Source organism: Comamonas testosteroni, from assembly GCF_030505195.1.
Taxonomy (GTDB): Bacteria; Pseudomonadota; Gammaproteobacteria; order Burkholderiales; family Burkholderiaceae_C; genus Comamonas; species Comamonas testosteroni_G.
Genome location: NZ_CP129672.1, coordinates 4,901,247 through 4,927,126 on the forward strand (window position 1 = coordinate 4,901,247; position 25,880 = coordinate 4,927,126).

The following is a 25,880-nucleotide window of genomic DNA, read 5'->3' on the forward strand; positions in this document are numbered from 1 at the left end:
GGCTGGCATGCTGCAGGAGAGCTATTTCAACAATGCCGGATTTGCTCTGGCGGGCGGGATCTCGGCTGCGGATACCGTGATTTCTTCTGCCATCACGATGCCCGAAGCGGGCCTGATTGAAGGCGGGGGGCGCTTCAATCTCACCAGTTTTGCGCGGGCGACCCTCGTCAACCCAGAACAACGCGATGCCGTGGAAATCGTGTTCATCGTCAAGATCAACGAATTCGAAAAGACGGTAGAAGTCTTGAGAGGCCAGGAGGGAACGACGGCGCTGGCTTGGAATGAGGGCACCAAGCTGGAGTGCCGCATCACGGCGGGCATGTTGAATGCGGCGCGTGCTAGATCGGCGTTTTCCCCGAACACGGGCGCACTCAGTATCAATTTCGGAGACAACCTGCGCGTGTACAGCTATGCGGCTGGAGCTCCTAACGGCCAAAGCTTGATTGCCAATTCTTGGGCAATTGGCGGCGCGCCGGTGTTGGCCCAAGCGGGTGGAGATGAAGCTGGCTTCATGCTGATGTGCTCGTCTGTGGAAGGTGTAGGGAACAGTGCTGCTGTTGAGTTGGGTGTGGCACCCGACTACGAAAGCACCAAGGCCTACTATCCAGGCTCGATCGTCAAGAGCACAGAAGCTCCGTTTAAGGTGTTTTCGGCCAGCCGCGCTGTGAAATTGGGCCCGGGCATCCCGAAGCCAGCGCTAGGCGAGGAATATTGGTCGGAGGTTTCTGAAGACGCCGACGGTGGGATTGCCCGAGTGGGCTTCCAGGATGGTTGGGATGACCCGGATACCTGGTTTTACCCCAGTGAGATCGGCTTCATCTGCGAAGACTACGCAGCTACCAGCACGCCGACGGTGTCTGTTGGCGAACTCAATGCCGGTGGTGCCGTGGTCAGCAAGACCAATCTGGTCAATGCAGCGCCCCTTACAGCCATTGATGGCAGCCATCAGCGCATTGTGATGGCTACCAACATCAAGAAGGGCGTGCGGGGGATGATTTTCTCCATCGACACCGCGGCTGCAGGAGGAACGTTCAGGGGGCGTTTCTACTGGAAGGGTTTGTTTGTGTGCACCAATACAGCCGCCGGATTCCCCTCTGAATATGGCCCGCCCGACGAAGTTTAGCTAGGTAGCAGCATATGTCATACCCAGGCTTTAACGCAGCGCAGATCAACGGGGCGGCATCGGGAACCAGTGGTGGATCTGGCGGGATTCGGGTTTCTAGCTTGAGGCCTGTTTCCATGGGTGTCCCATCGCTGGTGGTGCACACGGGTGAGTTTGCGGTCGATAGCCTGGCTCCGGTGCGCTTTGGGGTACCTGCAGCCAAGCTAAAGATGCGTGTGGCGAGTCTGTCGCCTGTGCAGTTCGGTACGCCACGGCTCAAGGGCCAGGAGATGCGCCCCGAGAGCCTGGTGCCGGCGCGCTTTGGTACGCCCGAGGCGCGCTTCGGCATGCCCCCTGGCGAGGTGACACTGCAGGCCCAGAGCCTGCGCCCAGTGACTTTCGGCCGCCCATCGCTGCAGGCGGTTCTTCAGGTCGGCCCCCCACCTAGTCTGACGCCTGCGCGCTTCGGCCAGCCCTGGCTTTCCATGGGCCTGCGTGTCCAGAGTCTGCAGCCTGCGGGCTTTGGCGCGCCAGCGGTGGTCACGGTTGCGCGTGTGGATTCGCTGCGGCCCGCGCGCTTGGGCGGGCCTTCGCTGCAGCTGGGCTTTGGCGTGGCGGGGCTGCAGGTCGGGCGCTTTGGCACTCCGCGCGTGCAGCTCGCTGGTCTGTCATTCACGCCCGAGAGCCTGCAGCCGGTGAACTTTGGCAGCCCGGCGCTGGGCGGCATGGCGATGCGCGCCAGAACACTGTGCCCGGTTCGGTTTGGGCGCCCCACATTGGATAGAGGAACGGCATGCTGACCTATAAAGGCTTTACCGGCATCAACAATGTGCTGCCCGAGCACCGCATGGGCAGCGGCGATCTGCTGCTGGCGCAGGATGTGGACATCGGCCTGACAGGGGAGGTCACGCGCCGCGCGGGGCTGACTGTGGTTTCCGAGCAGTGCCACAAGAACCTGCATCAGGCCCACAGCTTCATGCTGGCGACCTGCGGCAGCGCCCTGACAGCGATTCACCCCGATGGCGCGCGGCATGTGATTCACCCGGCGTTGGGATCGGGCCGGGTCTGGTACTGCGATCTGCCGGATGGCCGCACTACCTATAGCAATGGGCTGATTCATGGTGTGACGGACGGGCGCGCCGGCGTGGAGCGCAGCGTGGCCTTGCCCGATTCGCTGGGCGTGCCCGATCAGTGTTTCGGTGCGTTGCACCCTGGCCAGTACCGCTACACCTTGAGTTTTGTGCGCCTGGCTGACCGGCTGGAAGGCCCGGCCATCAGCTCCGAGCCGCTGATGCTGGCGCAGGGCGGTTTGCGTCTGGACGGGCTGCCCGAGCTGGAGGGCCATGCGGTCAATGTCTATCTGAGCGGCAAGGACGGGGAGGGCGCCTATCTTGCCGGCACGGCCTTGGGGCCGAGCTTTGAGTTCACGGGCGACAACACGGCGCTTGTATTGCCCTGCCGCACGCTGGGGGCCGAGCCCTTCCCGGTGGGCACGGTCACGGCCTTCTGGCGCGGGCGGGTGCTGGTGGCGCAGGGTAATGTGCTGTGGGCTTCGCGCCCCATGGCGCCGCATCTGTCGGACTGGCGCGACTTCAAGCCCTTGCCTGCGCCGATCACGGCCATCCAGCCGGTGGAGGATGGGGTGTATGTGGGCACCGAGCAGGATCTGGTGTTCCTGGCGGGTACGGAATGGGAGCAATTGGCCTATGTGCCTACCAAGCGCGGCCCGGTGGTGCTTGGCTCCGGCGTGTCGGCGCCCGGGCACCGCATCAAGCTGGGCGACGGCACGGGTGGCGGCCAGGCCATGCTGTGCATTGCAGGGGGCGAGGTGGTGGCCGGCTTTGCCGGTGGTCAGACCACCAGCCTGAGTGCAGATCGCTACCGCACTGCGATCAAGGAGGTGTGCGCGACTTTCCGCGAGGTGAACGGCATTCCTCAATATCTGGCGGTGCCCCAATGAATTTGTGGAACCCGTTTGCCTTCGATGTGCTGGGCCGACCCGTGGCGGCGGCCGCGCCGCCGGCGCTGCGCGTGGAGGGCGGACAGGCCAGCACCGAGCAACGGGCGATGGCGCAGCAGGTCTTTGCGCGCTATGTGAGCCATGCCCGTCTGTCCCAGGTGCCCAACCCCACGCAACTGGGCAAGCTGGCGGACGGCACGCCTTACCGCATTGTCTCGGTGGCCGGGCAGCACATCATGCAGATCTGGCCGGCGCAGAGCAGCTGCCGCGTCAAGGTGGATAGCGGGATTCTGTTCTCCCAGATGCAGTCGGGTGAGATCTGGCTGCTGGTCAACGAACTGGTGGATGGCCGGCCTTCGGCCAAATGGGTGTTTCGCAATATTGCCCAGGAGTACAGCGCGCCCGAGAAGTCCGATATTTTTGCCCTGCAGGGGATGACAGACCGGGCCATTGCTGTGCCTGGTGGCTGGGGCTATTCCTATGCCACGCAGGGGCTGGGGCGGTATGGCTACTTGAACGTGTTCACGCCGCTGAGCACGGGCGACTATCCGGGCGAGCTGATGCATGTCTCTCCCGGCGGCGCCGCGGTCTTTGTGAATACTTTGGTATCTGGCGCGCGAACAATGCGCCAATCGGTGCTCAAGAAGGGCGTGAGCGACTTGAGCCCAGCGCCTTTTGGCGCCAATACGCAAACCACGGTCATCAAGCAGGAGGTGGCGGCCGAGAGTCAGGATATGTCGGTCGATACGCCCGGGTTTATCGACCTGGTGGATCTGTTTCCGCTGCCGAACCCGGATGAGCGTCAGTTCCATGTTGTCTCTCCCAACGGCAAATACCTGGCCGTGGTTGTCCAGAAGTATGCGGGCCGGCGCTCCACCATCGTGGGCCCGCTTGTCTATGCCCCGGACTATTTCGAGATCAAGTGGGATATGTGGCCCTACGTCAGCTATTTCCGTGGGGATAGCGTCAATCTGTACTTGCAGCTCACGCCCAACAACGCGGGGCCGGCCGAGTATGAGGAGACGGAGCAGGTCGTCAAGGCCTTCAGGGCCGGCAGCGCTGGGTATGAGCCTGCTGCGGATGTGGTGCTCCCCGTCACGCCCAGCGTGTTCACGCCCACGATTTCTCGGGTCGTCAATAACGTGGTGCAGGCGGCCTATCACGCCGGATTTCATGTGGTGCAGCAATACTGGCCGCATCCGCACCTGATCAGCAGTGTCAGCCTGATCGAGGACCACGGCGGGGCCAATAACGTGTACCAGGTGTCGGCCACGCACTCCACCACGAATAGCTACCAGCTGCGCAAGTCCAGCGAGCGTACAACCCGGCGCTTGATCGGTATCACCGATAGCGGTGAGCTGATGACCCAGGACGATAACGTCAGCCTCGTTTACGAGGTGGACTACAGCCGGCCCACTTCCTCCAGCGTCGTGGCCCTCACTCAGCAAGAGAACCCGCCCAAGGTCGGTGTCGAACTCGTCATGGGCATGCCCAGCATCAATGTCAGCTCCGGCAGCTTTGAAGCGAAGTTCAAGTACCACGCCAAGAATCTGCGCAAATACAGCCACGGCCCCGAGCTCGTCATCAGCGAAAGCTATGTGGAAGGCGTCAAGAGCGGGACGTTCTTTGAAGATCTGATACCCCTTGGTAGGGTGCGCAATGGCAGCGCCCAGGTGCAGTACACCTCGCGGGTCGTGAGTCGCCGGGTGCTGCTGCAGCGTCTTTCGGATGGGCTGCTGGTGTACTACGTGCACTCGGCCGAGCTGAGCCACCAATCCTCTTCGGCTTATTCGCAGCAGACGAGTACGGAGTCGCCCTCGACCGCCATCCCCGTGCTTCATGCACAGGTGCATATCTGGTACCGGGGCGAGGAAACGACTTTCCCTATGGAGCCCAGCGGCACGGGCTATGCCGGCTATGCCAACCTGGGCACCAATATTACCGAGCGTGGCGAAAGCCTGCGCCCCTCTGAGAACCTGTTGGGGGACTCGGAGCCCATCGGCGGCTGGGATGTGAACTATGCCGCGCTGTCCGACTTTATTGCGACCAATGTGGACAGCGTTGTGGCGCCTTTGTCCATCAACAACTTGTTTGCCTCGGCTGTCTGCGCGAAGTGCCCGCAAACGCCAGCAATGCTCCTGGAGATCGCGGTCGGCAATTTTCCAGACCAGCAAACCCGGCGTTTCCTGGTGGATCCGGTGGCTGGGGTCAGAGAGGCCGAGTCTGTCCTGCCGTGGCCGCAAGCCGCCCGCAATGCCCCATCGTTTTACCCCTTCTGAGATCCCTCATGACTGCAATCACCGTCAACACCCTCACCGGCGCAGTGTCCGAGTACACGCGCCACGACTTCCAGAGCATCACGCCAAACCATGGCGGCAGCGCCTCGGGCCTGTATGCCTTTGGCGGGGACACGGATGCCGGCTTGCCGATTCAGTCCACGCTGCGTCTGCCCATCACGCTGCGCGAGAACACGCTCAAGCAGCAGATCGCCATGGTCTATCTGTCCATGCAGGGGCAGGGCGAAGCCGAGTTCACGGTCTTCGGCCCGGGCGCGCAGGGATGGTCGTATCCGTTTCCACTGCGCGACAGTAGCCAGACGCGCTGCCCGGTGGGCAAGGGCATCCGGGAAAACTATCTGGGCTTCGGTCTGAGTACCCCCGCTGGGCAGGCCTTCACGCTCGATCGCGTGGAAGTGCTGAGCGTGAAGTCCAAAACAAGGAGAGTTTGAGATGGCAGAGTTTGATTTCAACGGCCCCGCCGAGATTGTTCAGGACAAGTATGAGCGCTCCATCGACTTGGCGAACCAGGCCTTGAGCGAAACCAAGTCCATGCAGGAAGCCTTCAATGCGCTGCTTCCCACCACGCCCGTGATCAGCGTGCGCTGGGGCACGATTGCCGCGCCCAACTTGCCGAATCTACCGGACTTGCCCGAGCTACCGCAGGTGGGCTTCACCACGCCCGGTGATATGCCGGCCGCGCTTGATCTTGGCAGCCTGCCAGATGTGGAGGTGGTCGGCTTCGACCTGCAGCCGCCGGCCATGGACTTTGGCACCGCGCCCAATCTGGTGATTGGCCAGGCGCCGGCCTTGCCCCAGATGCGGGAAGTGGCCATACCCGATGCGCCGGATGTGAGCTTGCCTGATGCGCCCGAGTTCCTGTCCTTGACCACGCACAGCTTTGGCGGCGTGAATCTGCACGAGGACTGGCTGGACAGGTTGGATGATGTGCCCGAGTTGCAACTACTGGAGCCCGCGCCCTTTGAGTTCAAGCGCGCGCCCGGCTATGCCTCGGAGCTGATGGGCAACCTCAAGGCCATCCTGGCCGCGCGCATTCAGGGCGGAACAGGCCTGAATCCCGTGGTGGAGCAGGCCATCTGGGATCGATCGCGCGACCGCGAAACCCAGATTGCGCTGGCGCGAGAGCGCGAGGTGATGCGCGGTGCCGAGGCGCTGGGGTTCCCGCTGCCGTCCGGGGTGCTGGCCGGTCAGCTGGCCGATGCCCGCCGCGAGTACCACGACAAGCTCTCGGGCCTGGCCCGTGACATTGCGATCAAGCAGGCCGAGCTGGAGCAATCGAACGTCAAGGATGCGATCACCCAGGGGCTGGCACTGGAGGGGCAGTTGATTGACCAGGCATTGCAGCTGGATCGCCTGTCCTTTGATGCAGCGAAGACGGCAGCCGATCACAGCATTGCCGCGCACAATGCGGCGCTTGAGCGCTTCAAAGCACTGCTGGACGGCTACCGCACTTATGCCATGGCCTATGAAACCGTCATCAAGGCGGAAATGAACAAGGTCGAGGTCTACAAGGCGCTGCTGCAGGCCGAGCAGACCAAGGCTGACATCAACCAGTCGCTGGTGGCGCGCTACAAGGCAGAGATTGATGGACGCATGGCGTCCGTGGAGATCTACAAGGCCCGCGTGCAGGCCGCGCAGACGCTGGTGGGGCTGGAGCAGACCCGGATTCAGGCCGGCGGCGAGCAGATCCGCGCCTTTGTGGCGACCATCAATGCTGAGACTTCCAAGGTGGAACTGTACAAGGCACGCGCCCAGGCCGAGGCCACCAAGCAGGACGCCTACAAGTCCCAGGTGCAGGCTTACGGCGCCTATACCGGCGCCCAGGCCGAGCGCGCCCGTGTGGCAATCGCCCAGGCCCAGGCCAAGATCGCGGCTAAGGAACTGGAGTGGAGCGGCTGGAAGGCCAAGCTATCTGCCGAAGTGGCCAAGATGGACGCGGCGGCCAAGCAGTCGGCCATTCTGGTGGACGGCTACCGCGTGAGCGCGCATGCCATCGAGGCCAAGGCTGCGAGCTATATGCGCCGCTGGGAAGCGGACATCAAGCAGTATGAGGCCGGCTCCAATATCAGTCTGCAGACGGCCAGGATCAACACCGACTTGGCGATCCAGACCAACAATGCGCGCCTGGAGGCGGCGAAGATTGGCCTCGCGACGGCATCGCAGCGTGTGGCCAGCGCTTGGAGCATGGTGAGCACTTCCGCTGCAATCAGTGGCTCTGTCAGCCAGAGCGTCTAGCACCCCTCTAGGGTTCGACTGTTGGACCTAGCCCCGGAACACTCCGGGGCATGAAAAAAGCTCTCGCATCAATGCTGGCGCTGCTGGGCATTCACCAGCATCTGAGTGCCGAGCAAAAACAGGACATAGCCATCGCGGCCGTGCAGACCACGCCAGGAGCTGCATCAGCCGGTGCAGCGCGGCTGGGCGGGCTTCCTCTCAGCGATTGGGCAGTGGTGGCAACCATCGCTTTTGTGGCGCTGCAGGCGGCCTATCTGATCTGGAAATGGCGCCGCGACTATGTGCACGAGCAGGTGCGCCAGGAGCTGCGCGATAAGGCCAAAGCTGCCGTAGGGGGCACGCCATGAGCAAGATCCCATCGCAGTTGCGCGCCAGCATTGGTGCCTTGCTGGTCTTGACAGGCATTGGTGGCGGCAGCTACTACGTGGACCAGGCCGGGACGGCCGAGGCCCAGCAGAATCAATACATCCAGGCAGTCGCAGCGGATCCTGAAATGCCCGATGGCATGCGTATTGCCATGGTCATTGCCGCGTTCTATGAGTCCAGCAATCGCCACATCGGCACGCCCTACGTGGACAAGGTGGGCAAGGGCCAGCCGCTGACGGTCTGCAACGGACTGACGGGCAAGGATGTGATCGCGGGCAAGTGGTACAGCCCCGTCGAATGCTTCCGTCTGGAGAAAAAGCGCTATGTGCAATATGAGCAGATTGCCAAGCGCTCGCTGACTTACTGGGGCAGCTACAACCCGTTCCAGCAGGCCACGTTCTACGACTTCCTGCACAACAAGGGCGACGGGAATTTCCAGACCAGCACCATGCGGCGCGACGCGAACGCGGGCAACTGGGCCAAGGCCTGCCGCGAAAACCTGCGCTGGAACAAGGGCACGGTCAATGGCGTGTCTGTGGTGCTGCCCGGTTTGAAGATCCGCGGCGACGCGAATGCCGAGCTGTGCGAGTGGGGTCTGTCGTGGCGCGGCTGACCATCTACACAGCCCTGGCAGCAGCTGCTGCTGGCGCTGCCCTGGCCTGGTACTTCCAGGCAGCGCGCCTTGGAGCCGAGCTGGCCGACGAACTCCTGCAGGCCAGCCAATACCGCGAGCAGATCGCTGATGAACGCATGGCCGCCGGCCGGCGCGTGCTGGCCGTGGAGCGCACGGTCAACGGCAAATACCAAGGAGCCCTGAATGACGCCATCAATAGGCAAGCCGCTTCGCAAGCTGCTGCTGATCGCGCTCGCCGTGAGCGTGACGGCCTGCGCAAGCAACTGTCCGATGCCGAGCAGCGACTTGCTGACGCTTCCCCCAGTGCCCTCATTGAGTATGCCCGCGCCCTCAACCACGTATTCGGACAGTGCAGCCAGCGATACACGGAGCTGGCAATCCGAGCTGATGGTCACGCAGCTGATGCAGCAACCTGCCGCGCAGCCTGGCCAGTGATTCCCCAACTCAAGGAAAAACAATGAGCAAAATTGCGATCACCGAGCAGATGGTCGGCCGCTTGCTGTCCTGGCCACTGCCGGCAGACTTCGCGCCTGACTGTGGCATTAGCTTCACCCGCTCGCCACACGCTGGCATGACCCCCATGGGCACGAACCTGCTGCACTTTGGTCAGGCCAAGGCAATGCTCGAGCACTGCATCAATGGCAGCGAATCCAATACCAGTGCACTGCCGCCGCACCAGCAGCGCGTGCTGAATGAAAAGCAAGAGTTGGACATCCGAATCACCAGGCTGGACGAGTTCATTCTGCGCAATGCCTTGTTCCGCCAGCTGGACCCCGAAGAGCAAGCCCGTATGCGCCGTCAGCTCGATGTGATGCGGGAGCTGTCTGTGATCCTAGGTGAGCGCATCTCTGCTTTCTAAGCCTTCCGGCCCGCACCGGCCGGCTGCCTCGCATTTGACTTAGCGTAATTAGCTATTTTTAAGCTTCAATGGGTGAATGCATACTGTTTGACGATTTCAATCGCGAGGTGCTGAAATGAAATGGCTGCTTATCTGTTCCGCGCTTGTCATACTCACACTCTGCATCAGCTTTTGCGCTTCGGTCGTGGACGACCTGAGGATGGCTAGCGACGATAGCTGATCGAGTAGTTACTTCAGTAGCCTTCGACCCAAGGCATTTCCGTCCCATCGACCGCAATCACCACGCCTGGTGTCGCGGTCAATTTCGATTGGGACGCCCCACAGCTCATTGCAGAGCTCTGATCCAAGGATTCAATTCAAGGCTTAGCGCGCTGGACGTGTTTCCTCAAGCAGTCCGCTGACTGCATACTTTTCGTCTGAACCAGCTTCCCACCATTCGCCTTCGACATCGAGCTCGCCATCCTCGTAGTTAACTTTGACTCGCAATATGTAGTCCCCCGGCGTTGGCTCACTGGGTCTATTGCTCCCCGCGTACCTGCATGGGCCTTTGAACTCATAGACGTTGGCTGTACTAGGAACTCTTCGCCCTGTTACCTCAAACGTCCATGGTGCGCCGTTGAAATGCGCAATGGCTTTAAGGGGCGCTACAGCTTCATTGATGGCAAGGTACTCGACATCGAGGCGCTCTCCAACGAAGTCTAGAGTGCCGGAGAAGAACTGGGGCATTGAGATCTCCTGGTTGTGTGTTGTGAGATATGATTGTCTTAGTAAAAATAAGAGTCAGCAATAATATTTAAGAGATTGTTAAATGAATAAGCGACACCAAGAGCAGCTGATGGCGCGGCTGGACGATCTGTACACAAAGGGCACGACCTACATTTCGTGGCCAGAAATCTACTACTGGTACTCCATAGAGCGGATCGCAAAGGCTCCATGGAGGGACATCAAGGCGCGATGGGCAGACCTGCTGGAAGAGGCTGGTCAGAAATATCAAGATCCACACGTTGCGGAGACGAGTGGTGGAGTTTCCTTTTTCTATGCCTCCAAGCCCCAAAAGCTCAGTAGCTTGGCAGACTAGCTCCGTAGGTGGCACTCCGTTTGAATGCCTCCGAACTCCGTGTGACGTATCGCGCGTGAATGGCGTCTTCACTCTTGAAGGTCTTCATATGACAAGCACAAGTCGTAGAAAAATGTGGTGCGGGACCTGTGGATCCAGCATTGCTCAATCTGGGGATGAGCTGGAGATTCCTGAATTTCTAAAGCGATCCCCTGAGGCCGACCCTAATGCCCGTGAAATCGACCTGCCACATAACTTCCAAGCAGGCAATCCAAGCCTAGATTCGGTGGACCAAAACGGCGCAGGCGACCGTACCACCCAGGCAGGCACAGGTCCAAAGTAAACTAGCCCACCAAGAGCTGTGATAACAAACACGCGCCCGGGGAGGATCTCTTCTTATGTGATGCAGTCGCTGATGTGCTTCGGCCAGGGACTCCGATGTTGGCCCTGGCGCGCGACTTCTCTCAGTAGCCTTCAACCAGAGGCATTTCCGTTCCATCGACCGCAATCATCACGTTGAGGACGATTTCAATGGTGACGCCTCATTGGAATTACTTTGCAAACAGCCTCTGGATAGAGAACTGGAGCGCCACAGTAGCCATGCCGGTCTTCAAGCAGACAAGTCCGCATCGTCAGCAAGCTACGCGGACAGTGTCTTAGTCGACACGCAACTGATACGGCAACCTGTCGCGCCGTTCGGCCAATTCCCATAAGTCAATGGTGCAAATTGATGGGCTGTGCGTCTATGGGCGTAGTTGTCAGGGCTTGGACAGGAACTTGGGCCAAGCGCACAAACCTAGCGAGGCCGACCGCTGACACTGAGTGATAGTGACTTTGATAGCCATCTTCGAAATGCTGGCAGAACGCTACACCTCCTGAGTGCAGACTGCTAGACCAGTACCAAGCAAGATCAAAGGACTCAGATCCTCCGTCAAGGAAATCTGGTGCGATGGTTTGAGCGGGGAAAGAGTCAGAGTAGTGCTTTCCCTCGGGAAGACTATTGTGGTTCACACCATCAAAATAGTTCGCATAGTTCCGATTTCGAGATGGCTTTAGCATGCGATAACCCAGCTCCAATACGTCACGTGCTGGTATCAGCCAATCGTTATATCCATTGATGTTTGCTGCAAGTGCAGCTTTAGCAAGCGGGCTTCCTGCATCTGCTAAAGCGATAGTATTGCTGCTGCTGTCAGCAGGATCAAATGCATTCGCTTTTTCAACGTCAATTTTTTCTTTGATTTGGGTGGATTTTGGAGCCCAAACTATCGCATAAATGTTTGAGTTAATATTTATTAATCCACCGTAGAATCCACCTTCAAATGGTTTCCCATATTCAGTATCTATGCTGGATAAGAATTGAGGGATGCGCATGATTGATCTCGGTTGAATTAAATTCAATTTTTTAATGTTATATTTTGTTGAGAGTCATTTTGATTTTTCTTTATTAGGATAGTCCATTTCTTGTAATTAAATAAAAATAATACGAAATATTACTTTTATTTAATTTTTAGCGTGAAAAATACATTTAGAAGATGGTTGCTTAGCCTTTTAAGTATTGATTTGTCGAGTTTGTATAATTTTGAGTTTGAATATTGATTGGATTGCTCTCAGTTGGGAATTTTATGTCTGCTAATGGCTGTAGTAGTGTTATAGATAATTAAATATATCTTTGACAATGAGCTATTTTGGTTCAAAATGTATTGAAAAAATGGAAGGTCAAGGCACTATGCAAGACGTTCTATCGAATCACCGAGAAAATATCTCAACCCTCGCGGCCTGGGCCATGTATAGCCGAGGCTTGGAAGCAGAGTTCTCGTACAGCGTTCTCGAACAGCTGTCCCTCCTATCTGGTCACGCGAAAGAGTCTGGCCATGGAGTTCATCAGATGACTCAACTGCTGTGGTGTTCAATTGATAACGACGACTCACGCGACCTTGACCAAATATCATCAATTGAGCAACTAGAGCAGGGTAATGTTCGGGTTTTCGTTGCCGTGTCTGATGTTGACAGCGTGGTCAAGAAAGGCTCTCCGATTGATGAGCATGCGAGGCTAAATACAACTTCTGTCTATAGTTCTGCTCGAGTGTTTCCCATGCTGCCGGAGCAGCTATGTACAGATCTCACCTCTTTGAACCAAGATCAAGATCGCCTGGCTCTTATCACGGAGATGACCTTCAGTGGCGATGGTCTTCTGATTGAATCGAACATATATCGGGCAGTTGTGCGGAACAAACCAAAGCTTGCATACGACGCAGTGTCGGAATGGTTCGAGGGGGTCGGGGAGTTGCCAGAGCCAGCGCAGAAAGTTGCGGGGATGGACACCCAGCTTAGGATGCAAGATGAGCTCGCTCAGAAATTGCGATTGCTAAGGCGATCGCAAGGATCGCTGGAGTTAGAAACTTTTCAGCCTCATGCTGTGTTTGACGGCGACATCATCATCGACATTCGTCAACAGCCACACAATCGGGCTCGTCAATTGATCGAGGAGTTGATGATTGCGACTAACGGTTGCACGGCGCGCTTCTTGGCCGCGCAAGGCACCGCTTCATTGCGAAGGGTAGTCCGTTCACCAGAGCGTTGGCAGAGAATTGTCGAAGTCGCTGAAAGCTACGGCTGGAGCTTGCCAGGTGAGCCTGATGGAGAGGCTTTACAGGCGTTTCTTGCAATGCAGCACCAGGCAGATCCCTTGAGATTTCCGGATCTATCGTTGGTGATCATAAAGTTGATGGGGCGAGGTGAATATGTTGTTGAGCGCCCGCGCGGGCAATCTATCGGCCATTTCGGATTAGCGGTGCAAGACTACATGCATTCGACAGCCCCTAATCGACGTTACCCGGACCTGATTACCTTGCGTCTACTCAAATCTGCACTTGCTGGGGAAAAGTCCCCCTATACCTACGATGAACTGGAGGCTCTTGCCGCACATTGCACCACTCAAGAGGATGCGGCTCAAAAAGTAGAAAGGCAGGTGCGTAAGTCGGAGGCTGCCCTGCTATTGCATGATCGAATCGGTGAAATATTTTCTGGACTCATCATTGGTGTAGGGGAGCGCGGAACTTGGGTGCGTATTTTTACACCTCCCGCAGAGGGTCGCTTAAAGGGAGACCTCCCTACTCTTAATGTGGGTCAAAAAGTGAAGGTAAAGCTTGTTTCTACCTCAGTTGAGCGTGGATTTATTGATTTCACTATCGTTCATTGAGATTCAATGGAAAAATATTGGTCTTGGCAGAAGTGGAGAGTTTAGGAAGTGATCTTCTTCTGAAAAGGTTCTTCATATCCCCCTGGCATGCTGTAGGCATTCCCGGAGCTACTGCTTGAAGCGCATATTCAAATGGCAACCCAGAATGCGCGGCGCAGATGGATGATTTATCAGCGACAGGAATTTTCCTTGATGTTCTGGGTGCCCGGGGTTGCAATGATCAGACTTAATTTCCAACTGAAGTTGAACTACCAAGTTTTAGAGCATGGTGCAGATTTTTTCTTCTACATACATGCTGCTAATACTTCTCATCAACAAGTGTCATCTGAGCATTTGACAGTAAGTGAGGAAAGTGCTGACTGGAAAATTCAACAATGTCAAGACGTCACGCAACGTTGTCTAAGGGTCAGTGCTAGGCCTGGCACACTGACTGTGAATTACGAGGCAATCGTAGAGATTTCTCACCATAAAGCTGAGCCAAGATACGTTTCAGAGGTGCCTGTTCGGTGGTTGCCGTTAGAGGTGCTGCAATATGTCTATCCCAGCCGCTACTGTCAGTCGGACCGATTGTCGAAGTTTGCGGTCGATCGGTTTGGTCATCTGCCGCAAGGCTACACCCGAGCCCAAGCGATCTGTGATTGGGTGAGGCAAAACGTGACATTTCGGTCGAATACGTCTATTAGTACAACTTCAGCAGTCGACACGTTGATCGAGCGGGTAGGAGTATGTCGTGATTTTGCTCATTTAATGATAGCGATTTGCCGAGCAATCAACTTACCTGCGCGATTTGTGACAGGTACGGACTATGGTGCTGATCCGGCTCTAGGGCCAAGCGATTTCCACGCCTATGTGGAAGTTTATCTTGGGTATCGCTGGTTTATTTTTGACCCATCAGGAACGTCTATTCCCATGGGGCTGATGCGAATTGCAACGGGGCGGGATGCCGCAGATGTGGCGTTCGCAACCATATTTGGCAGTGTGATTAGTGAGCCTCCGCACATTCATGTTCAAGTTGAACATTCGGAGAAGAAGAATTGGGAGTGGCCCGTTTATACGTCACTTGCTTTGTCAACGGAATAGTCCCATGCGATGCATAGGCATTGAGGTAGAAGTTGCTGCGGTACTTTGGAGTAGCGTGTGTGCCGCCAATCTCTAGTAAGAAGCCCAGTCTTCTCTCAGGCTGACAGTTAGGGCGTGGCTATCTGATGTGTCCACTACAAGGCAAAGGAGGGTGGCTGCGAGCATCGCTACACTTTAGATGCAGGCAAAAAAAGTGGGTAGAAACCGTTTCAGGTTTTCTACCCACTTTCTACCCACTTTACGTGGGGAATGGCTTATTTACTAGCAATTCTGGTGCCGCAGAGATGAATCGAACGCTTGTGCTGTGCTGTGCAATAGATGTGTAAATATGAATTAAATCAACATGTTATGAAGGATGTGAAATTGGTGTAGTGCGATGAATGTGAAGAACTTGCGGCCTGCGATCGGGCACGCATCAGGGCATCAACGCTCAGGCACGACAGCGACTGCTGGCGTTGGTTGTACAGGAGCTGACCGCATCCAGCAGCGTGATGCTCTTGATCTGCAGGCCTTCGGTTAGCACAAAGCGCACTCGGACATCCCAGGTCATTGCCCAGGTCATCGCCAGCTTGGTGGGCAGCTTGTCGTGCTCGATGTGCTGGCGCACTTCATCAATATCCAGCGGGCGGCGGGCGTAGCGCACGATGGCCTTGGATTCGTCGGCGGCTTTTAGCTCCGTTTCTCGGTCTGCGGTGAAGCCGGCGGGCGGCTCCTGCGTCATCAGCCAGTGCTCCATGGCAGCCTGTGGGCTGTCTGGGTATCCAGAAGGGCCAGGGCAAAGCCGTGCAGGCCTTCGGCCGCCGGCGTCACCACCTCGTCGGAGCGGCCTTGCGCGCCGGTATCGAGCACCAGGGTACGGGCTTGCGGATCGATCCAAACCCACATGCGCCCCTGATTGGTGAAGACCATGGGCAGCAGGTTCAGCTTGGCCTCGTCCTTGAGGTCGCGCTTTTACTTCTTGCCCGGCTTGCGGCCTTCGTTCTTTTCGATGTGCTCGGCCTTATCGTTGACCTTGCGATTGAGCACGCTGGCCGGCAGCACCTTGGCCCCTGTCATGAAGCGCATGACCCACTGCCCGGCCACGGATTCGACCAGCAGGCCGTGCTGCTCGCCGCGCGGCGGCGCCCAGCCGACGGAGCGCTCCGGTGTGGCGCCGCATTCGGCAAAAACTGTCTTTTGCAGGGCATCCTCTAGCGATCTGTAGATCGCTATGCCAGCTCTTGGCAATGCGGTAAATGATCATGCTCTTGAACATCGGGATTCCAGAAATAGAAAAAGCCCGCTGGTGCGGGCTTGGTACGAGTGGATAGAAGGGGGCTAGGTTTATGTGATTGGGAACGTGCTTGGGGCGTTGCCCAGCGTATTTGGGGCAGAGGGCCTTAGCGTAATGCGCAGGTGGCTTTTCGAGGCAGAGCGCTACTTGTGGGCAGTGCGTGCGCCCATCACATTGCCGCTTAGGGACTTTCATCGTGGTATTGGTCAACACTCCTGCGGCCCGTGCACGCTGATGCTCATTGAAGGGACTTGCGGGTGACCGTAGTTGCAGCGGGTAATAAGCGGTCTTCCATGCAATCAGTGGGATCAACGAGTACACGAAGAGTCGAAGCAAGGTACCCCCGCAGTTTGGATTTTTCAGGAGTGTTGGCTTATGTAACTACGTTAATCATTCCTAAATAGTCACATGCACAAAACCTGCAGAGTGCGGGCTTGGTTGTTTTGTTGATGCGCATCAAGATTGCGGGGTGCGAGCAACTACACAATTGCTCACCGATACCAAGTTCGGTCATCGGAATCGCTGTTTGCGGTCATGTCATGAGAACCAAAGCCATTGCCTTCCTGCTGACGTCTATCGCTTTCAGCGCCCTGTGCGGAAAAGCAATTGCGCACGACCCAAACCCAATTGCCGGGGAGGTAAGGAGGGCTGCTTCTGAGTCGCTGCAGGTCTATCAAAAGAGCGGCGTATCAGGTTTGATAAGTGCAGTTTCTGATTGCTGGAAGTTTCCGCGCGACTTTTGTCTCTATCTGGACGCTGCATCGCATCGTCTTGCCTTAGGTGCAACGCATTCGGGGACTCAATTGAGCGAGTACTTCTACGATGAATCCGTCTCTAAGCGAGGACAGGCTTGGCTCGTGTCTAACGGCCATGGGCGAGTGGCTAATGAACAGTACTTGCAAGCTATCGATCAAATAATGGTGCGAGCGTTGGTTGTGCAGAGAGAAAAAATGCCCGGCGGCAAGCCTTGATATTTGTCAGGGCCTTTCTTCAGGCAATGCACCGTTTTTTCGCCCAGCCACTCGGCCTGCATACCCGGGCGGGCGAACTAGTCGCGCAGGCCTTGGGTGATGGCCTGGGGTTCATCGGCTTGGGCGTCAGGCGCGGACAACCAGGCCACCCAAAGCAGGGTGCCGACGATTGCCAGGTGTTTGATCCCATGTTTTGATGGTGCAATTTTCCCATGAATGGAAGGAAGCACTATGGGCCAGGTACTGCACGTGAGCGCCACAACGACGAGGCAGTCCGTCGAGCGATACAACATAGTCAAGAGCGCTTAAGAGCACTATCCAAGCGCTACGGGATCAATCAGAAGACGGTGGCGAAGCGGCAGAAGCGAACCTCGGTCGCCGATCTGCCAACAGGGCCGAGGCAGCCGTGCTCCACCATTTTGTCCGTTGAAGATGAGGCGGCGATCATTGAGATAGCCTCCTGAATCTCCGGACACAGTCCATCGCTTATCTTCGAGATAGGCATAGGACTGTGCATGTGATTAGGCATACAGAGACGATTGAGGTCATCGCCCGAGACCAGCGCAGGCGGCGCTGGTCGGCTGCCGAGAAGGCTGCCTTGGTTCGCAAGACGTATGAACCGGGCATGAGCGTCTCGCTCGTGGCCCGCCAGGAGGGCGTGTCGGCGAGCTTCCTATTCACTTGGCGGCGACTGGATCGCGAAGGCGCGCTGGTGGCCGAGAGCGCCGGCGAAGCGGTTGTACCGGCTTCGGGGCTGGCCGCAGCTCGCGCCGAGATCGCCAAGCTGCAACGTGTGCTGGGCAAAAAGACCTTGGAGAACGAGATCCTCAAGGAAGCCGTGGAGCTCGCCGCAGCAAAAAAGCGGATTGCGCGCTCGCCCTTGTTGCCTGGGGACGACCAATGAAGTCGGCCTGCTCGGTGCTGGGCGTGGCGCGCTCGAATCTGCATGTGCGGCATCACCGCTCTGGCGGCTGGCAAGACAGCCCAGAGGCCGCACTCCGACCCAGGATGAGCTCTTGCTGGCCGAGCTGCGGCACCACATTGCCGAGTTGCCCAGCTATGGCTATCGCCGCGCCGGTGCGCTGCTCAATCGAGAGCGATGTTCGCAAGGTCAACAGGCGCTGAACCACAAGCGCATCTACCGAGTCATGGCGCTGCATCGACTGCTGTTGCCCAAGGTGCCCAAGCGACGGCATTCGAGCCGCATTCACGATGGCCAGGTCAGTGTGCCGATGAGCAACATGCGCTGGTGCTCTGACGGCTTTGAGATCAAGTGCGATTCGGGCGAGACGGTCACAGCCACCTTCGCCACGGACTGCTGCGACCGGGAGATCCTGGCCTGGCGAGCTTGGGAGGGCAAGGGACTTGCGGGAGAGCCTGTGCGCGACATGCTGGTGGAGGCCGTGGAGCGGCGCTTTGGCACGGTTGAAGCCGTGCCCCTGGAGCGTGAATTGGAGTTCCTCACCGACAACGGCAGCGCCTACATCGCGCACGAGACGCGGAGCATTGCCAAGTCACTGGGACTGAAGCCAATCAATACGCCGGTGTGTAGCCCGTAGAGCAACGGCATGGCCGAGAGCTTCGTGAGCACCTTCAAGCGCGACTACATGAGCCGTATGGACCTGCGTGATGCGTCGACGGTGCTGGCGCAATTGCCGGGTGCATCCGAGCACTTCAACGAGATCCACCCGCATTCGAGTTTGAAGATGATGTCGCCCAGGGAGTTCCGAAGACGGCAGAATCACCCCGCCCATCAGGGCTAGCTTAGCGACTGTGGACGGTGTCCGGGACTACGGGGGCAAGATCAGTATCGCTAAAGTGTAGAAGTTCAGACTTGATCTGACAGTGGGCCTTGCCAATAGGTGAGGTTTCCCGTTTTGATAAGGGTACGAATCTTTATCAATCCGGGCGCGCGAGCGCCCAACGGAGAAACCTCATGAACAGTTTCAACCAAACCATCATTCGGCACAAGGTCGGCCTACTCAATCTGGCCAGTGAGCTGGGCAACATCTCCAAGGCATGCAAAGTCATGGGCGTGTCCCGTGACACCTTTTATCGCTATCAGCATGCCCACGAAGAAGGTGGCGTTGAAGCCCTGATCCAGACCTCTCGGCGAAAGCCCAATCCCAAGAACCGGGTTGATGAAGCCATTGAAGCGGTTGTCCTCGCCTATGCCCTTGAGCAGCCAGCGCATGGACAGTTGCGTGCCAGCAATGAATTACGCCAGCGGGGCATCTTTGTGTCGCCATCCGGTGTGCGCTCCATCTGGATGCGCCATCAACTGGCCAGCTTCAAACAGCGTCTGTCAAACCTGGAGGCCGAGGTCGCCAAAACTGGCGCTGTGCTCACCGAAGCCCAGGTGACAGCCTTGGAGAAAAAGCGTGAAGATGAGCTGGCCTGCGGAGAAATCGAAACCGCCCATCCCGGTTATCTGGGTAGCCAGGACACCTTCTATGTGGGCTCGATCAAGGGAGTCGGGCGCATCTACCAGCAGACCTTTGTGGACACCTATTCCAAATGGGCCGCTGCCAAGCTCTACACCACAAAAACACCGATCACGGGTGCTGATCTGCTCAATGACCGGGTGCTGCCGTTCCTGGCCGAGCAAGGCATGGGGCTGTTGCGAATCTTGACCGACAGGGGCACGGAGTATTGCGGTAAGGCCGAAACGCACGACTACCAGCTGTACCTAGCCGTCAATGACATTGAACACACCAAGACGAAGGTGCGTCACCCGCAGACCAATGGCATCTGCGAGCGATTCCACAAGACCATCCTGCAGGAGTTCTACCAGGTGGCGTTCAGGCGCAAGATCTACCGATCAATTGACGAGCTGCAAACGGATCTGGACGACTGGATCAATTACTACAACGGGCAGCGAACACATCAAGGCAAGATGTGCTGTGGCCGGACGCCGCTGCAAACGCTGATGGATGCAAAGGAGGTGTGGGACGACAAGGTAAAAGAGCTGAATTAATCTGACAGCCGTACCGTCCGAAACGGGAGCATCTGTCAGATCAGATCGGAACTTCTACAGCTAAAGCAATGTGGGAGGCTCAACATAGCTGCAGAGAGCGTGCTTCTTGATATCAAGTGCAGGAGAGCAGCTCGTTTCCCATAGAGCTTGCCCGTGGCAGTTCTTGATCAAGTTTTTTGCTTTGGCAACTTCATCTTCGTTTTCGAGCCTGTCCTCTATAAAGTTCTTGAAGTCCTTGTCTTGAAGCATTTCCACAAGACTTGCCGTGTGCGTGTTGACTTCATAGACAAATGGTTTCTTGCCTGGATAGGTCGTTAACTTACCTTGACGAAAGCCCACAAATCCGCATACAGCATCGCCGTTCTTTCCCAACTTCACGTCTTCGAACTCTGCGTGCTCAGGGAAGTCAAGCAGCCGCCTGGCAGCTCGCTTGGCCTCAAGTTTGTGGCTCTCCTCATTCGTACAGGAGACAAGGACGAAGCCTGAAATGGCGATCGATATGCTAAGAGACAGCGTTGATGGACGCATAGCTATTCCAGTATTGATTTGGCCAAGCCGGGACTTTGCAACGGTCGCAGACACGATTGCTCGTTGGCGTTGGCTGTTAGGTGAATAGCTAGATCAAACCGAATTCAAGCGGCTTTCACGGAGATTGCGGTGGCGCTTGGGAAGCGCTTCAGGGCATCTTCCAGTGCGGCGCATGTGCTTGGGAATAAGGCTGTGTAGCAGGCTCCTGCTACTTTGATGATGCATCGCTTCATTGAAATCTCCTTGAGTCTGTTCAGTTCATATGAGGTTATCGGTTGATGTGTATCAAACTGAAACAAAAAAAGTACAGTGGCTCAGATTGACCAAATGCCGCGCGTTTGTGCGAAGACAACGCCTGCACGTAAAGCTCTGGTTGGCACCCCTGATGTCGACGCCGATTGCTCGGTGGGCTTTTCTGTTCTTGGTATCCCTGAATACCTCAACAGGTTTCTGTTCTTGGCATCCCGTCTGCCTCACCCCGTACCGTCCCAGCGGCTGGACTCTCAACATCGGCACCTTCTTCTGCTGGTGCCACATCTCGTTTGCGTTGCCTGGCTGTTGCGATTGAGTCAACCACCAAGGCGCGGTAATCCGTGACACATGGGCACGGCCTGTGGCCGAGAATGCGGGAAGCGGTACGAGCCGAGCTCAAGCGCCTGGGGTTCAAGCCACTGGCAAGCGATCTGGCGCCGGTGGAGCCAGGTACGGCAAGAAGAAGACCGTCACCCCCGATGGGGTGAAGTTCGACAGCAGGGCCGAGGCACGCCGCTGGGGACATCTGTGCATGCAGCTGCGCGCTGGGGAAATCACCGAGCTGCGCCGCCAGGTGGCCTATGAGCTGGTGCCTGCCGTGAAGTTTGCCGATGCGAGCCGCGTCAAGCCGGCCATCCGCTACGTGGCCGATTTCGTCTACATGGAAAAGGGCGCGGAAGTGATCGAGGACGTGAAGGGCGTGCTGACCACCGAATTCAAGCTCAAGCGCCACCTGATGAAGGCTTTGCTGGGCCTGGAAGTGAGGTTGGTCAAATGATCCAGCCTTTGAACCCCACCTTCTTTGGCAAGGTCGTGCCGCTGGCCGGCCAGCGCAAGCCGCCCAGCACATCCACGATCACCCGACTGCTGAAGCCGCACCTGGACCGCATGTGCGACGGTCGGTACATGCATCGCGTCACCATGGAAAACCGCTGCGGCAACCCCATCGAAGTGGGCTCCCGCCGGATCTACGTGATGGACGAGTACGGCGATACCGTGCTGGTCGATGACTGGGGGCCCTCATGGTATTGATGCGCCGTTGCCCCCTCAAGCCCGGCAAGGGCTTCAAGTCACGCGGCAGTTGGACTGGCGCTGGGCTCCGTGATGAGCAGGACGAGGGCCACTACTGCGAGCCCGGCCAGGCGGACAGCCGAGAGCAGCGCCTTGCTGAGCGCGCCGCCCGTCAGATCGAGAGCGCCCTTGCAACGGCCGACTTGGTGCCTGAGAACGTCACCATGACGCCCGGAGCTGGGGCGACTGGCATAGCTGTGCTGAAAGAGAACGCCATCGAGAGCGAGCCCTACCGCCGCCTGGTGGCCGAGCTGCCTTGCTTCTGGTGCGGCATCAGCGGCTACAGCCAGCACGCCCACCTGAACTACGGCAAGGGCCTGAGCCTGAAGACCGACGACCGCACCGGCTTCCCGCTCTGCTGCAGCCGCCCTGGCATAGAGGGCTGCCATGTGGCCTATGACAACTATCGACTGCTCGAGCACGGAGGGCGCGATGCCCACCGCGAGTACGGCAGGCCGCTTTACCCGCGAACAAATCCTGAAGGCCGGCCTGTGGCCCAAGAAGCTGCCCCTGTGGGCCTGATGAGCGCATAGAACCAAGAACCCTGGAGCATCAATGAATTCCACACAAGCAAAGCAAACCTCTGGAACATCGACACACCGCGCCCGTGATGGAGGCGTGGATCTGGGAACCACGGAGGAAACGCCGACGCTCATGCTGGTATTTGAGGCCATCAGGCAGATCAACGACGCCGGCGGCGAGCCCACGCGCGAGCGCATTGTCGCCATGACGGGGCTGAAACCCACCACGGTGGATGACCGTATCAAGGTGCTGCGAGGCGAGGGCATGATCAGCCCATTGAAACAGTGCTACCGTCCGCTGCACCAGCATGTGGCCGCGCAGGCTGTCTCTTGCACGGTCATGCCCAATGGGATTTACAAGATTGAGAAGGGCGATGAAGTGATGACACTGGTGCCTGCGGAGGCGCGTCAGCTGGCACCTATGTTGGCCGGCAAGGCGCTGGAGGCTTCTGCACTGGAGCGCGTGCATGAGATGGAGGCGCGCATGGTGGAGATGACGCAGCAACTGAGGGAGATTGATCGTCGTTACAAAGCGCTGAAGGCATCGAGAGTGGAGAATTTGGCGCAGCGGAGTCTTGAATTGATCCAGTAGCGAGAGGAATCAGTGTGTTTCTCGGACGACCACCGAGGAATGGGAATTCAGCGCACGATAAGAACTGGAGCTTTTGTCAAATGAAGAACTTTGCAGGTCACGGAACCCAATAGAACAGACTCGGCAGCAGTCAGTCCGTGTGAGCCGATGCAAATAGCAAGGCTGCCAAGCTCCTCGGCTAGGTTCACGATAGAGGTCGCATCCTCGCCCATCAAGGCGTAGGTGCTGCAGGGGATTTCAGCTACGCTGATCAAGCTGCGTGCTTGGGCTGTTGCAGCCCAAGCATTTCGTGCTAGCTCTGTCTCTGCAGCTTCTTTGCTCATCCAAGGCTGGACATTAACCAGGTCGACTGCATCTCCTTGGCCTATTCCTATCAAGCGTGCAATCGCGGCAACTGCTCGCAATGAGCATTCCGAACCATCAACTGCAGCCAGCCAGCGCGCGCCGCTAGCTTTCTTTCCACTTAACTCTGAGTTCCAAGCAATTAATGTGAGCCTGCCAAAGCTATCGCGCCGCTGAAGAGAAGGCGAGGGAGCCAGATCTGTCAATTTTCCATCGCTCATAAAGCTCTCCTGGATGGCTTGCGTGACGAGAGCTTCACGCTTAGCAACACGGAAATCAGAACAATGGAGCCAACAATAAGCAGCGACCAATGCACCGGCATATGAAACCAGGGCATCGCAACCATCTTTGCTCCAATGTAGATCAACACCAGAGCAAGGCCGTACTTAAGCAGATAGAAACGTTCCGCCATATCGGCCAACAAAAAGTACAGCGCCCTCAAGCCCAGTATCGCAAAAATGTTGGATGTAAAGACGATGAAGGGGTCAGTGGTTACTGCAAAGATTGCCGGGATGCTATCGACAGCGAAGACCAGATCACTGGCCTCGATCATCAACAGCACAAGAAACATCGGTGTTGCATAGAGCAATCCATCGATCCGCACAAAAAAGGATTGCCCATGAAACCCAGGTGCAATACGCATGTGGCTGCGCAACCGAGGGTGTGCAGAATTTTGTGTAAACGGACAATCAACCGCCGGCGCAAGCCGGCCTGTCCGTAAGCACAATGAGCACCAAGAAACACGACGTACCCGAAGAACTGCTGTCTGGCCTGCTGGCCAACTACAAGAAGCCCGAAGACCTCATCGGCGAGAACGGCCTGCTCAAGCAGTTGACCAAGCTGCTGGTGGAGCGAGCCCTAGACGCCGAACTGACCGAGCATCTGGGCCACGAACGCAACGAAGCGGTAGCCAACACCACTGGCAACACCCGCAATGGCAAGAGCAAGAAGACCCTCAAGGGCGATTTCGGCGAGTTGCCCATCGAGGTGCCACGTGACCGCCATGGCAGCTTCGAGCCCCAGCTCATCCCCAAGCACCAGACCCGCTGGGCCGGCTTCGACGACAAAATCATCTCGCTGTACGCCCGCGGCATGACGGTGCGCGAGATACAGGCCCACCTGGAGGAGATGTACGGCACCGAGGTCTCGCCCAGCCTGATTTCCTCGGTGACCGACGCCGTGGCCGATGAGGTCAAGACCTGGCAAGCCCGCCCGCTCGATGCAATCTACCCCATCGTCTATCTGGACTGCATCCATGTGAAGGTGCGCGAGGGCGCTGTGCGGGTCAAGGCGGTGTACTTGGCCATCGGCATCACCATGACGGGTGACAAGGAGGTGCTGGGCCTGTGGCTGGCGCAAACCGAGGGTGCCAAGTTCTGGCTGCAGGTCGTCACCGAACTTCGCAACCGGGGCGTGCAGGACATCTTCATCGCCTGCGTCGACGGGCTTAAAGGCTTCCCCGACGCCATTGAGGCGGTATTCCCCAAGGCGGTGGTGCAACTGTGCATCGTGCACATGGTGCGCCACAGCCTGAACTACGTCTCGTGGAAGCGTCGCAAAGAAGTGGCCGCCGACCTGCGACGCATCTACACGGCAACCACCGCCGAGGAGGCCGAGCTGATGCTCGGTGAATTCGAGGCCCGCTGGGATGCCGAGTACCAACCCATCGGCCAGTCCTGGCGCAGGAACTGGAGCCGGCTGATTCCGTTCTTTGACTACCCACCCGAAATCCGCAAGGTCATCTACACCACCAACGCCATCGAGTCGGTCAACATGAGCCTGAGGAAGCTGACCAAGAACCGGGGCTCGTTCCCCAGTGACGAAGCGCTGACCAAACTGTTCTATCTGGCCCTGCGCAACATCAGTCAGAAGTGGACCATGCCCATCCGGGATTGGAAGGCTGCGCTGACCCGCTTTACCATTCAGTTCGGAGACCGCATCTCCGTCAATTGAAGTCCGAACCGTTTACACAAAAATTCGGACACGCCCGCGCAACCAGCGTAGCAATGGATTTTTTTCTAAGTCGGGCTTTTGGTCAGCCATGATTAGCATCTTGCAGCCTGTCACAACCAAGAGCAGCCCAAATACATAGAGCACCCAGGCAAACTCGGAAACCAGCCAGATCCCCCCAAGAATCATTGCTGCGCGCATCACTATGGCACCAAGGACTCCATAAAGCAGTACACGACGCTGTAGTTCCGGTGGAACCGCGAAGTACGTGAAGATCATCACGAACACAAACATGTTGTCCACCGAAAGCGCTTGCTCGATGAGATAGCCGGTGAAAAACTCCAGGGCCTTGTGGTTGGCAACTTCGCGACCGGCAGTGCTGTCCAGATACCACCACAGCAAAGCACCAAATGACGTGGCCAGAGTCATCCATGCCACTGTCCAGCCAGCAGCCTCCCTGACCGAAACGCGGTGAGCCTTGTTGCCGCCAAGCACAAACAGGTCCAAGGCCAGCATTATCATTACAAAGGCGACGAAGCCTATCCACATCGGTCCTGTGGCAAGCGTTTCAATGTTGTTCATGGGAAGGTTCCGGGTACGGTTCCCCGATGCAG

Annotated in this window: 24 protein-coding genes and 5 pseudogenes; 22 read left to right on the plus strand and 7 right to left on the minus strand. The window is 57.5% G+C overall.

Features of this window, described 5'->3' with window-relative positions:
- The first annotated feature begins 7 nt into the window (after positions 1-7).
- The 10 genes from QYQ99_RS22485 to QYQ99_RS22530 all read left to right on the plus strand — a co-directional run bounded on the left by QYQ99_RS22485 (position 8) and on the right by QYQ99_RS22530 (position 9,453).
- Positions 8-1,123 (plus strand): hypothetical protein, encoded by a 1,116-nt coding sequence (locus QYQ99_RS22485; protein WP_302090091.1) that lies wholly within the window; start codon positions 8-10, stop codon positions 1,121-1,123.
- Positions 1,124-1,239: 116 nt separating this feature from the next.
- Positions 1,240-1,902 (plus strand): hypothetical protein, encoded by a 663-nt coding sequence (locus QYQ99_RS22490; protein ID WP_302090092.1) that lies wholly within the window; start codon positions 1,240-1,242, stop codon positions 1,900-1,902.
- On the plus strand, positions 1,896-3,062 hold the full coding sequence (locus tag QYQ99_RS22495) for a hypothetical protein (RefSeq protein ID WP_302090093.1): 1,167 nt from the start codon (positions 1,896-1,898) through the stop codon (positions 3,060-3,062). The genes QYQ99_RS22490 and QYQ99_RS22495 overlap by 7 nt, the downstream gene beginning before the upstream one ends.
- Positions 3,059-5,341: a hypothetical protein gene (locus QYQ99_RS22500; protein WP_302090094.1), complete on the plus strand. Its 2,283-nt coding sequence runs from the start codon at positions 3,059-3,061 to the stop codon at positions 5,339-5,341. Before QYQ99_RS22495 ends, QYQ99_RS22500 begins: the two co-directional genes overlap by 4 nt.
- An 8-nt stretch (positions 5,342-5,349) precedes the next feature.
- On the plus strand, positions 5,350-5,790 hold the full coding sequence (locus QYQ99_RS22505; RefSeq protein WP_302090095.1) for a hypothetical protein: 441 nt from the start codon (positions 5,350-5,352) through the stop codon (positions 5,788-5,790).
- 1 nt (position 5,791) lies between these two features.
- Positions 5,792-7,594: a hypothetical protein gene (locus QYQ99_RS22510; RefSeq protein ID WP_302090096.1), complete on the plus strand. Its 1,803-nt coding sequence runs from the start codon at positions 5,792-5,794 to the stop codon at positions 7,592-7,594.
- Between the two features lie 50 nt (positions 7,595-7,644).
- Positions 7,645-7,941, plus strand: coding sequence for a hypothetical protein (locus QYQ99_RS22515; RefSeq protein ID WP_302090097.1), 297 nt, complete (start codon positions 7,645-7,647; stop codon positions 7,939-7,941).
- Positions 7,938-8,573, plus strand: coding sequence for a lysozyme (locus tag QYQ99_RS22520; RefSeq protein WP_302090098.1), 636 nt, complete (start codon positions 7,938-7,940; stop codon positions 8,571-8,573). The genes QYQ99_RS22515 and QYQ99_RS22520 overlap by 4 nt, the downstream gene beginning before the upstream one ends.
- Positions 8,561-9,055, plus strand: coding sequence for a hypothetical protein (locus QYQ99_RS22525; protein WP_302090099.1), 495 nt, complete (start codon positions 8,561-8,563; stop codon positions 9,053-9,055). Before QYQ99_RS22520 ends, QYQ99_RS22525 begins: the two co-directional genes overlap by 13 nt.
- On the plus strand, positions 9,052-9,453 hold the full coding sequence (locus QYQ99_RS22530; protein ID WP_302090100.1) for a crAss001_48 related protein: 402 nt from the start codon (positions 9,052-9,054) through the stop codon (positions 9,451-9,453). The genes QYQ99_RS22525 and QYQ99_RS22530 overlap by 4 nt, the downstream gene beginning before the upstream one ends.
- Before the next feature lie 363 nt (positions 9,454-9,816).
- On the opposite strand, the gene QYQ99_RS22535 is transcribed toward QYQ99_RS22530, so the two are convergent.
- Positions 9,817-10,179 (minus strand): hypothetical protein, encoded by a 363-nt coding sequence (locus QYQ99_RS22535; RefSeq protein WP_302090101.1) that lies wholly within the window; start codon positions 10,177-10,179, stop codon positions 9,817-9,819.
- An 82-nt stretch (positions 10,180-10,261) separates the two neighbouring features.
- On the opposite strand from QYQ99_RS22535, the gene QYQ99_RS22540 reads away from it, so the two are divergent.
- Complete coding sequence (locus tag QYQ99_RS22540) at positions 10,262-10,531, plus strand: hypothetical protein (RefSeq protein WP_302090102.1); 270 nt, start codon at positions 10,262-10,264, stop codon at positions 10,529-10,531.
- A gap of 693 nt (positions 10,532-11,224) precedes the next feature.
- Here QYQ99_RS22540 and QYQ99_RS22545 read toward each other — a convergent pair.
- A complete protein-coding gene (locus tag QYQ99_RS22545; RefSeq protein ID WP_147282748.1) occupies positions 11,225-11,881 on the minus strand; it encodes a DUF1566 domain-containing protein in 657 nt (218 codons plus the stop codon).
- Positions 11,882-12,185: 304 nt separating this feature from the next.
- Between QYQ99_RS22545 and QYQ99_RS22550 the strand changes: the two genes are divergently transcribed.
- Both QYQ99_RS22550 and QYQ99_RS22555 read left to right on the plus strand, forming a co-directional pair.
- Positions 12,186-13,709, plus strand: a complete 1,524-nt coding sequence (locus tag QYQ99_RS22550; RefSeq protein ID WP_302093249.1) for an RNB domain-containing ribonuclease — start codon at positions 12,186-12,188, stop codon at positions 13,707-13,709.
- Between the two features lie 216 nt (positions 13,710-13,925).
- A complete protein-coding gene (locus QYQ99_RS22555) occupies positions 13,926-14,789 on the plus strand; it encodes a transglutaminase-like domain-containing protein (RefSeq protein ID WP_302093250.1) in 864 nt (287 codons plus the stop codon).
- 472 nt (positions 14,790-15,261) lie between these two features.
- Here QYQ99_RS22555 and QYQ99_RS22560 read toward each other — a convergent pair.
- Positions 15,262-16,044, minus strand: a pseudogene (locus tag QYQ99_RS22560) (recombination-associated protein RdgC); the annotation flags it as partial.
- 557 nt (positions 16,045-16,601) lie between these two features.
- Here QYQ99_RS22560 and QYQ99_RS22565 point away from each other — a divergent pair.
- The 4 genes and pseudogenes from QYQ99_RS22565 to QYQ99_RS22580 all read left to right on the plus strand — a co-directional run bounded on the left by QYQ99_RS22565 (position 16,602) and on the right by QYQ99_RS22580 (position 20,010).
- A complete protein-coding gene (locus tag QYQ99_RS22565) occupies positions 16,602-17,033 on the plus strand; it encodes a hypothetical protein (protein WP_302090103.1) in 432 nt (143 codons plus the stop codon).
- Positions 17,034-17,264: 231 nt separating this feature from the next.
- Positions 17,265-17,482 (plus strand): annotated as a pseudogene (locus QYQ99_RS22570) (IS481 family transposase); the annotation flags it as partial.
- 68 nt (positions 17,483-17,550) lie between these two features.
- Positions 17,551-18,796, plus strand: a pseudogene (locus QYQ99_RS22575) (IS3 family transposase).
- A 173-nt stretch (positions 18,797-18,969) separates the two neighbouring features.
- Positions 18,970-20,010 (plus strand): IS481 family transposase, encoded by a 1,041-nt coding sequence (locus tag QYQ99_RS22580; RefSeq protein ID WP_302090104.1) that lies wholly within the window; start codon positions 18,970-18,972, stop codon positions 20,008-20,010.
- A gap of 60 nt (positions 20,011-20,070) precedes the next feature.
- Here QYQ99_RS22580 and QYQ99_RS22585 read toward each other — a convergent pair whose 3' ends face one another.
- A complete protein-coding gene (locus tag QYQ99_RS22585) occupies positions 20,071-20,592 on the minus strand; it encodes a hypothetical protein (protein ID WP_302090105.1) in 522 nt (173 codons plus the stop codon).
- 559 nt (positions 20,593-21,151) lie between these two features.
- Between QYQ99_RS22585 and QYQ99_RS22590 the strand changes: the two genes are divergently transcribed.
- Genes QYQ99_RS22590 through QYQ99_RS22605 form a run of 4 tightly spaced genes read left to right on the plus strand, consistent with a single transcriptional unit; the run spans position 21,152 to position 22,974 of the window.
- Entirely contained in the window at positions 21,152-21,568 is a 417-nt protein-coding gene (locus tag QYQ99_RS22590; protein WP_302090106.1) for a DUF1064 domain-containing protein, read from the plus strand.
- Positions 21,565-21,822, plus strand: coding sequence for a hypothetical protein (locus QYQ99_RS22595; RefSeq protein ID WP_302090107.1), 258 nt, complete (start codon positions 21,565-21,567; stop codon positions 21,820-21,822). Before QYQ99_RS22590 ends, QYQ99_RS22595 begins: the two co-directional genes overlap by 4 nt.
- Entirely contained in the window at positions 21,813-22,394 is a 582-nt protein-coding gene (locus tag QYQ99_RS22600; RefSeq protein ID WP_302090108.1) for a hypothetical protein, read from the plus strand. Before QYQ99_RS22595 ends, QYQ99_RS22600 begins: the two co-directional genes overlap by 10 nt.
- A 22-nt stretch (positions 22,395-22,416) precedes the next feature.
- Positions 22,417-22,974 (plus strand): hypothetical protein, encoded by a 558-nt coding sequence (locus tag QYQ99_RS22605; protein ID WP_302090109.1) that lies wholly within the window; start codon positions 22,417-22,419, stop codon positions 22,972-22,974.
- Between the two features lie 47 nt (positions 22,975-23,021).
- On the opposite strand, the gene QYQ99_RS22610 is transcribed toward QYQ99_RS22605, so the two are convergent.
- Positions 23,022-23,537, minus strand: a complete 516-nt coding sequence (locus QYQ99_RS22610) for a universal stress protein (RefSeq protein ID WP_302090110.1) — start codon at positions 23,535-23,537, stop codon at positions 23,022-23,024.
- Positions 23,534-23,971: pseudogene (locus QYQ99_RS22615) on the minus strand (TerC family protein); the annotation flags it as partial. The gene QYQ99_RS22610 and the pseudogene QYQ99_RS22615, both read right to left, overlap by 4 nt.
- A gap of 71 nt (positions 23,972-24,042) precedes the next feature.
- Here QYQ99_RS22615 and QYQ99_RS22620 point away from each other — a divergent pair.
- Positions 24,043-25,269 (plus strand): IS256 family transposase, encoded by a 1,227-nt coding sequence (locus QYQ99_RS22620; RefSeq protein ID WP_034390491.1) that lies wholly within the window; start codon positions 24,043-24,045, stop codon positions 25,267-25,269.
- 21 nt (positions 25,270-25,290) lie between these two features.
- On the opposite strand, the pseudogene QYQ99_RS22625 reads toward QYQ99_RS22620, so the two are convergent.
- Positions 25,291-25,848: pseudogene (locus QYQ99_RS22625) on the minus strand (TerC family protein); the annotation flags it as partial.
- Positions 25,849-25,880 lie beyond the last annotated feature (32 nt).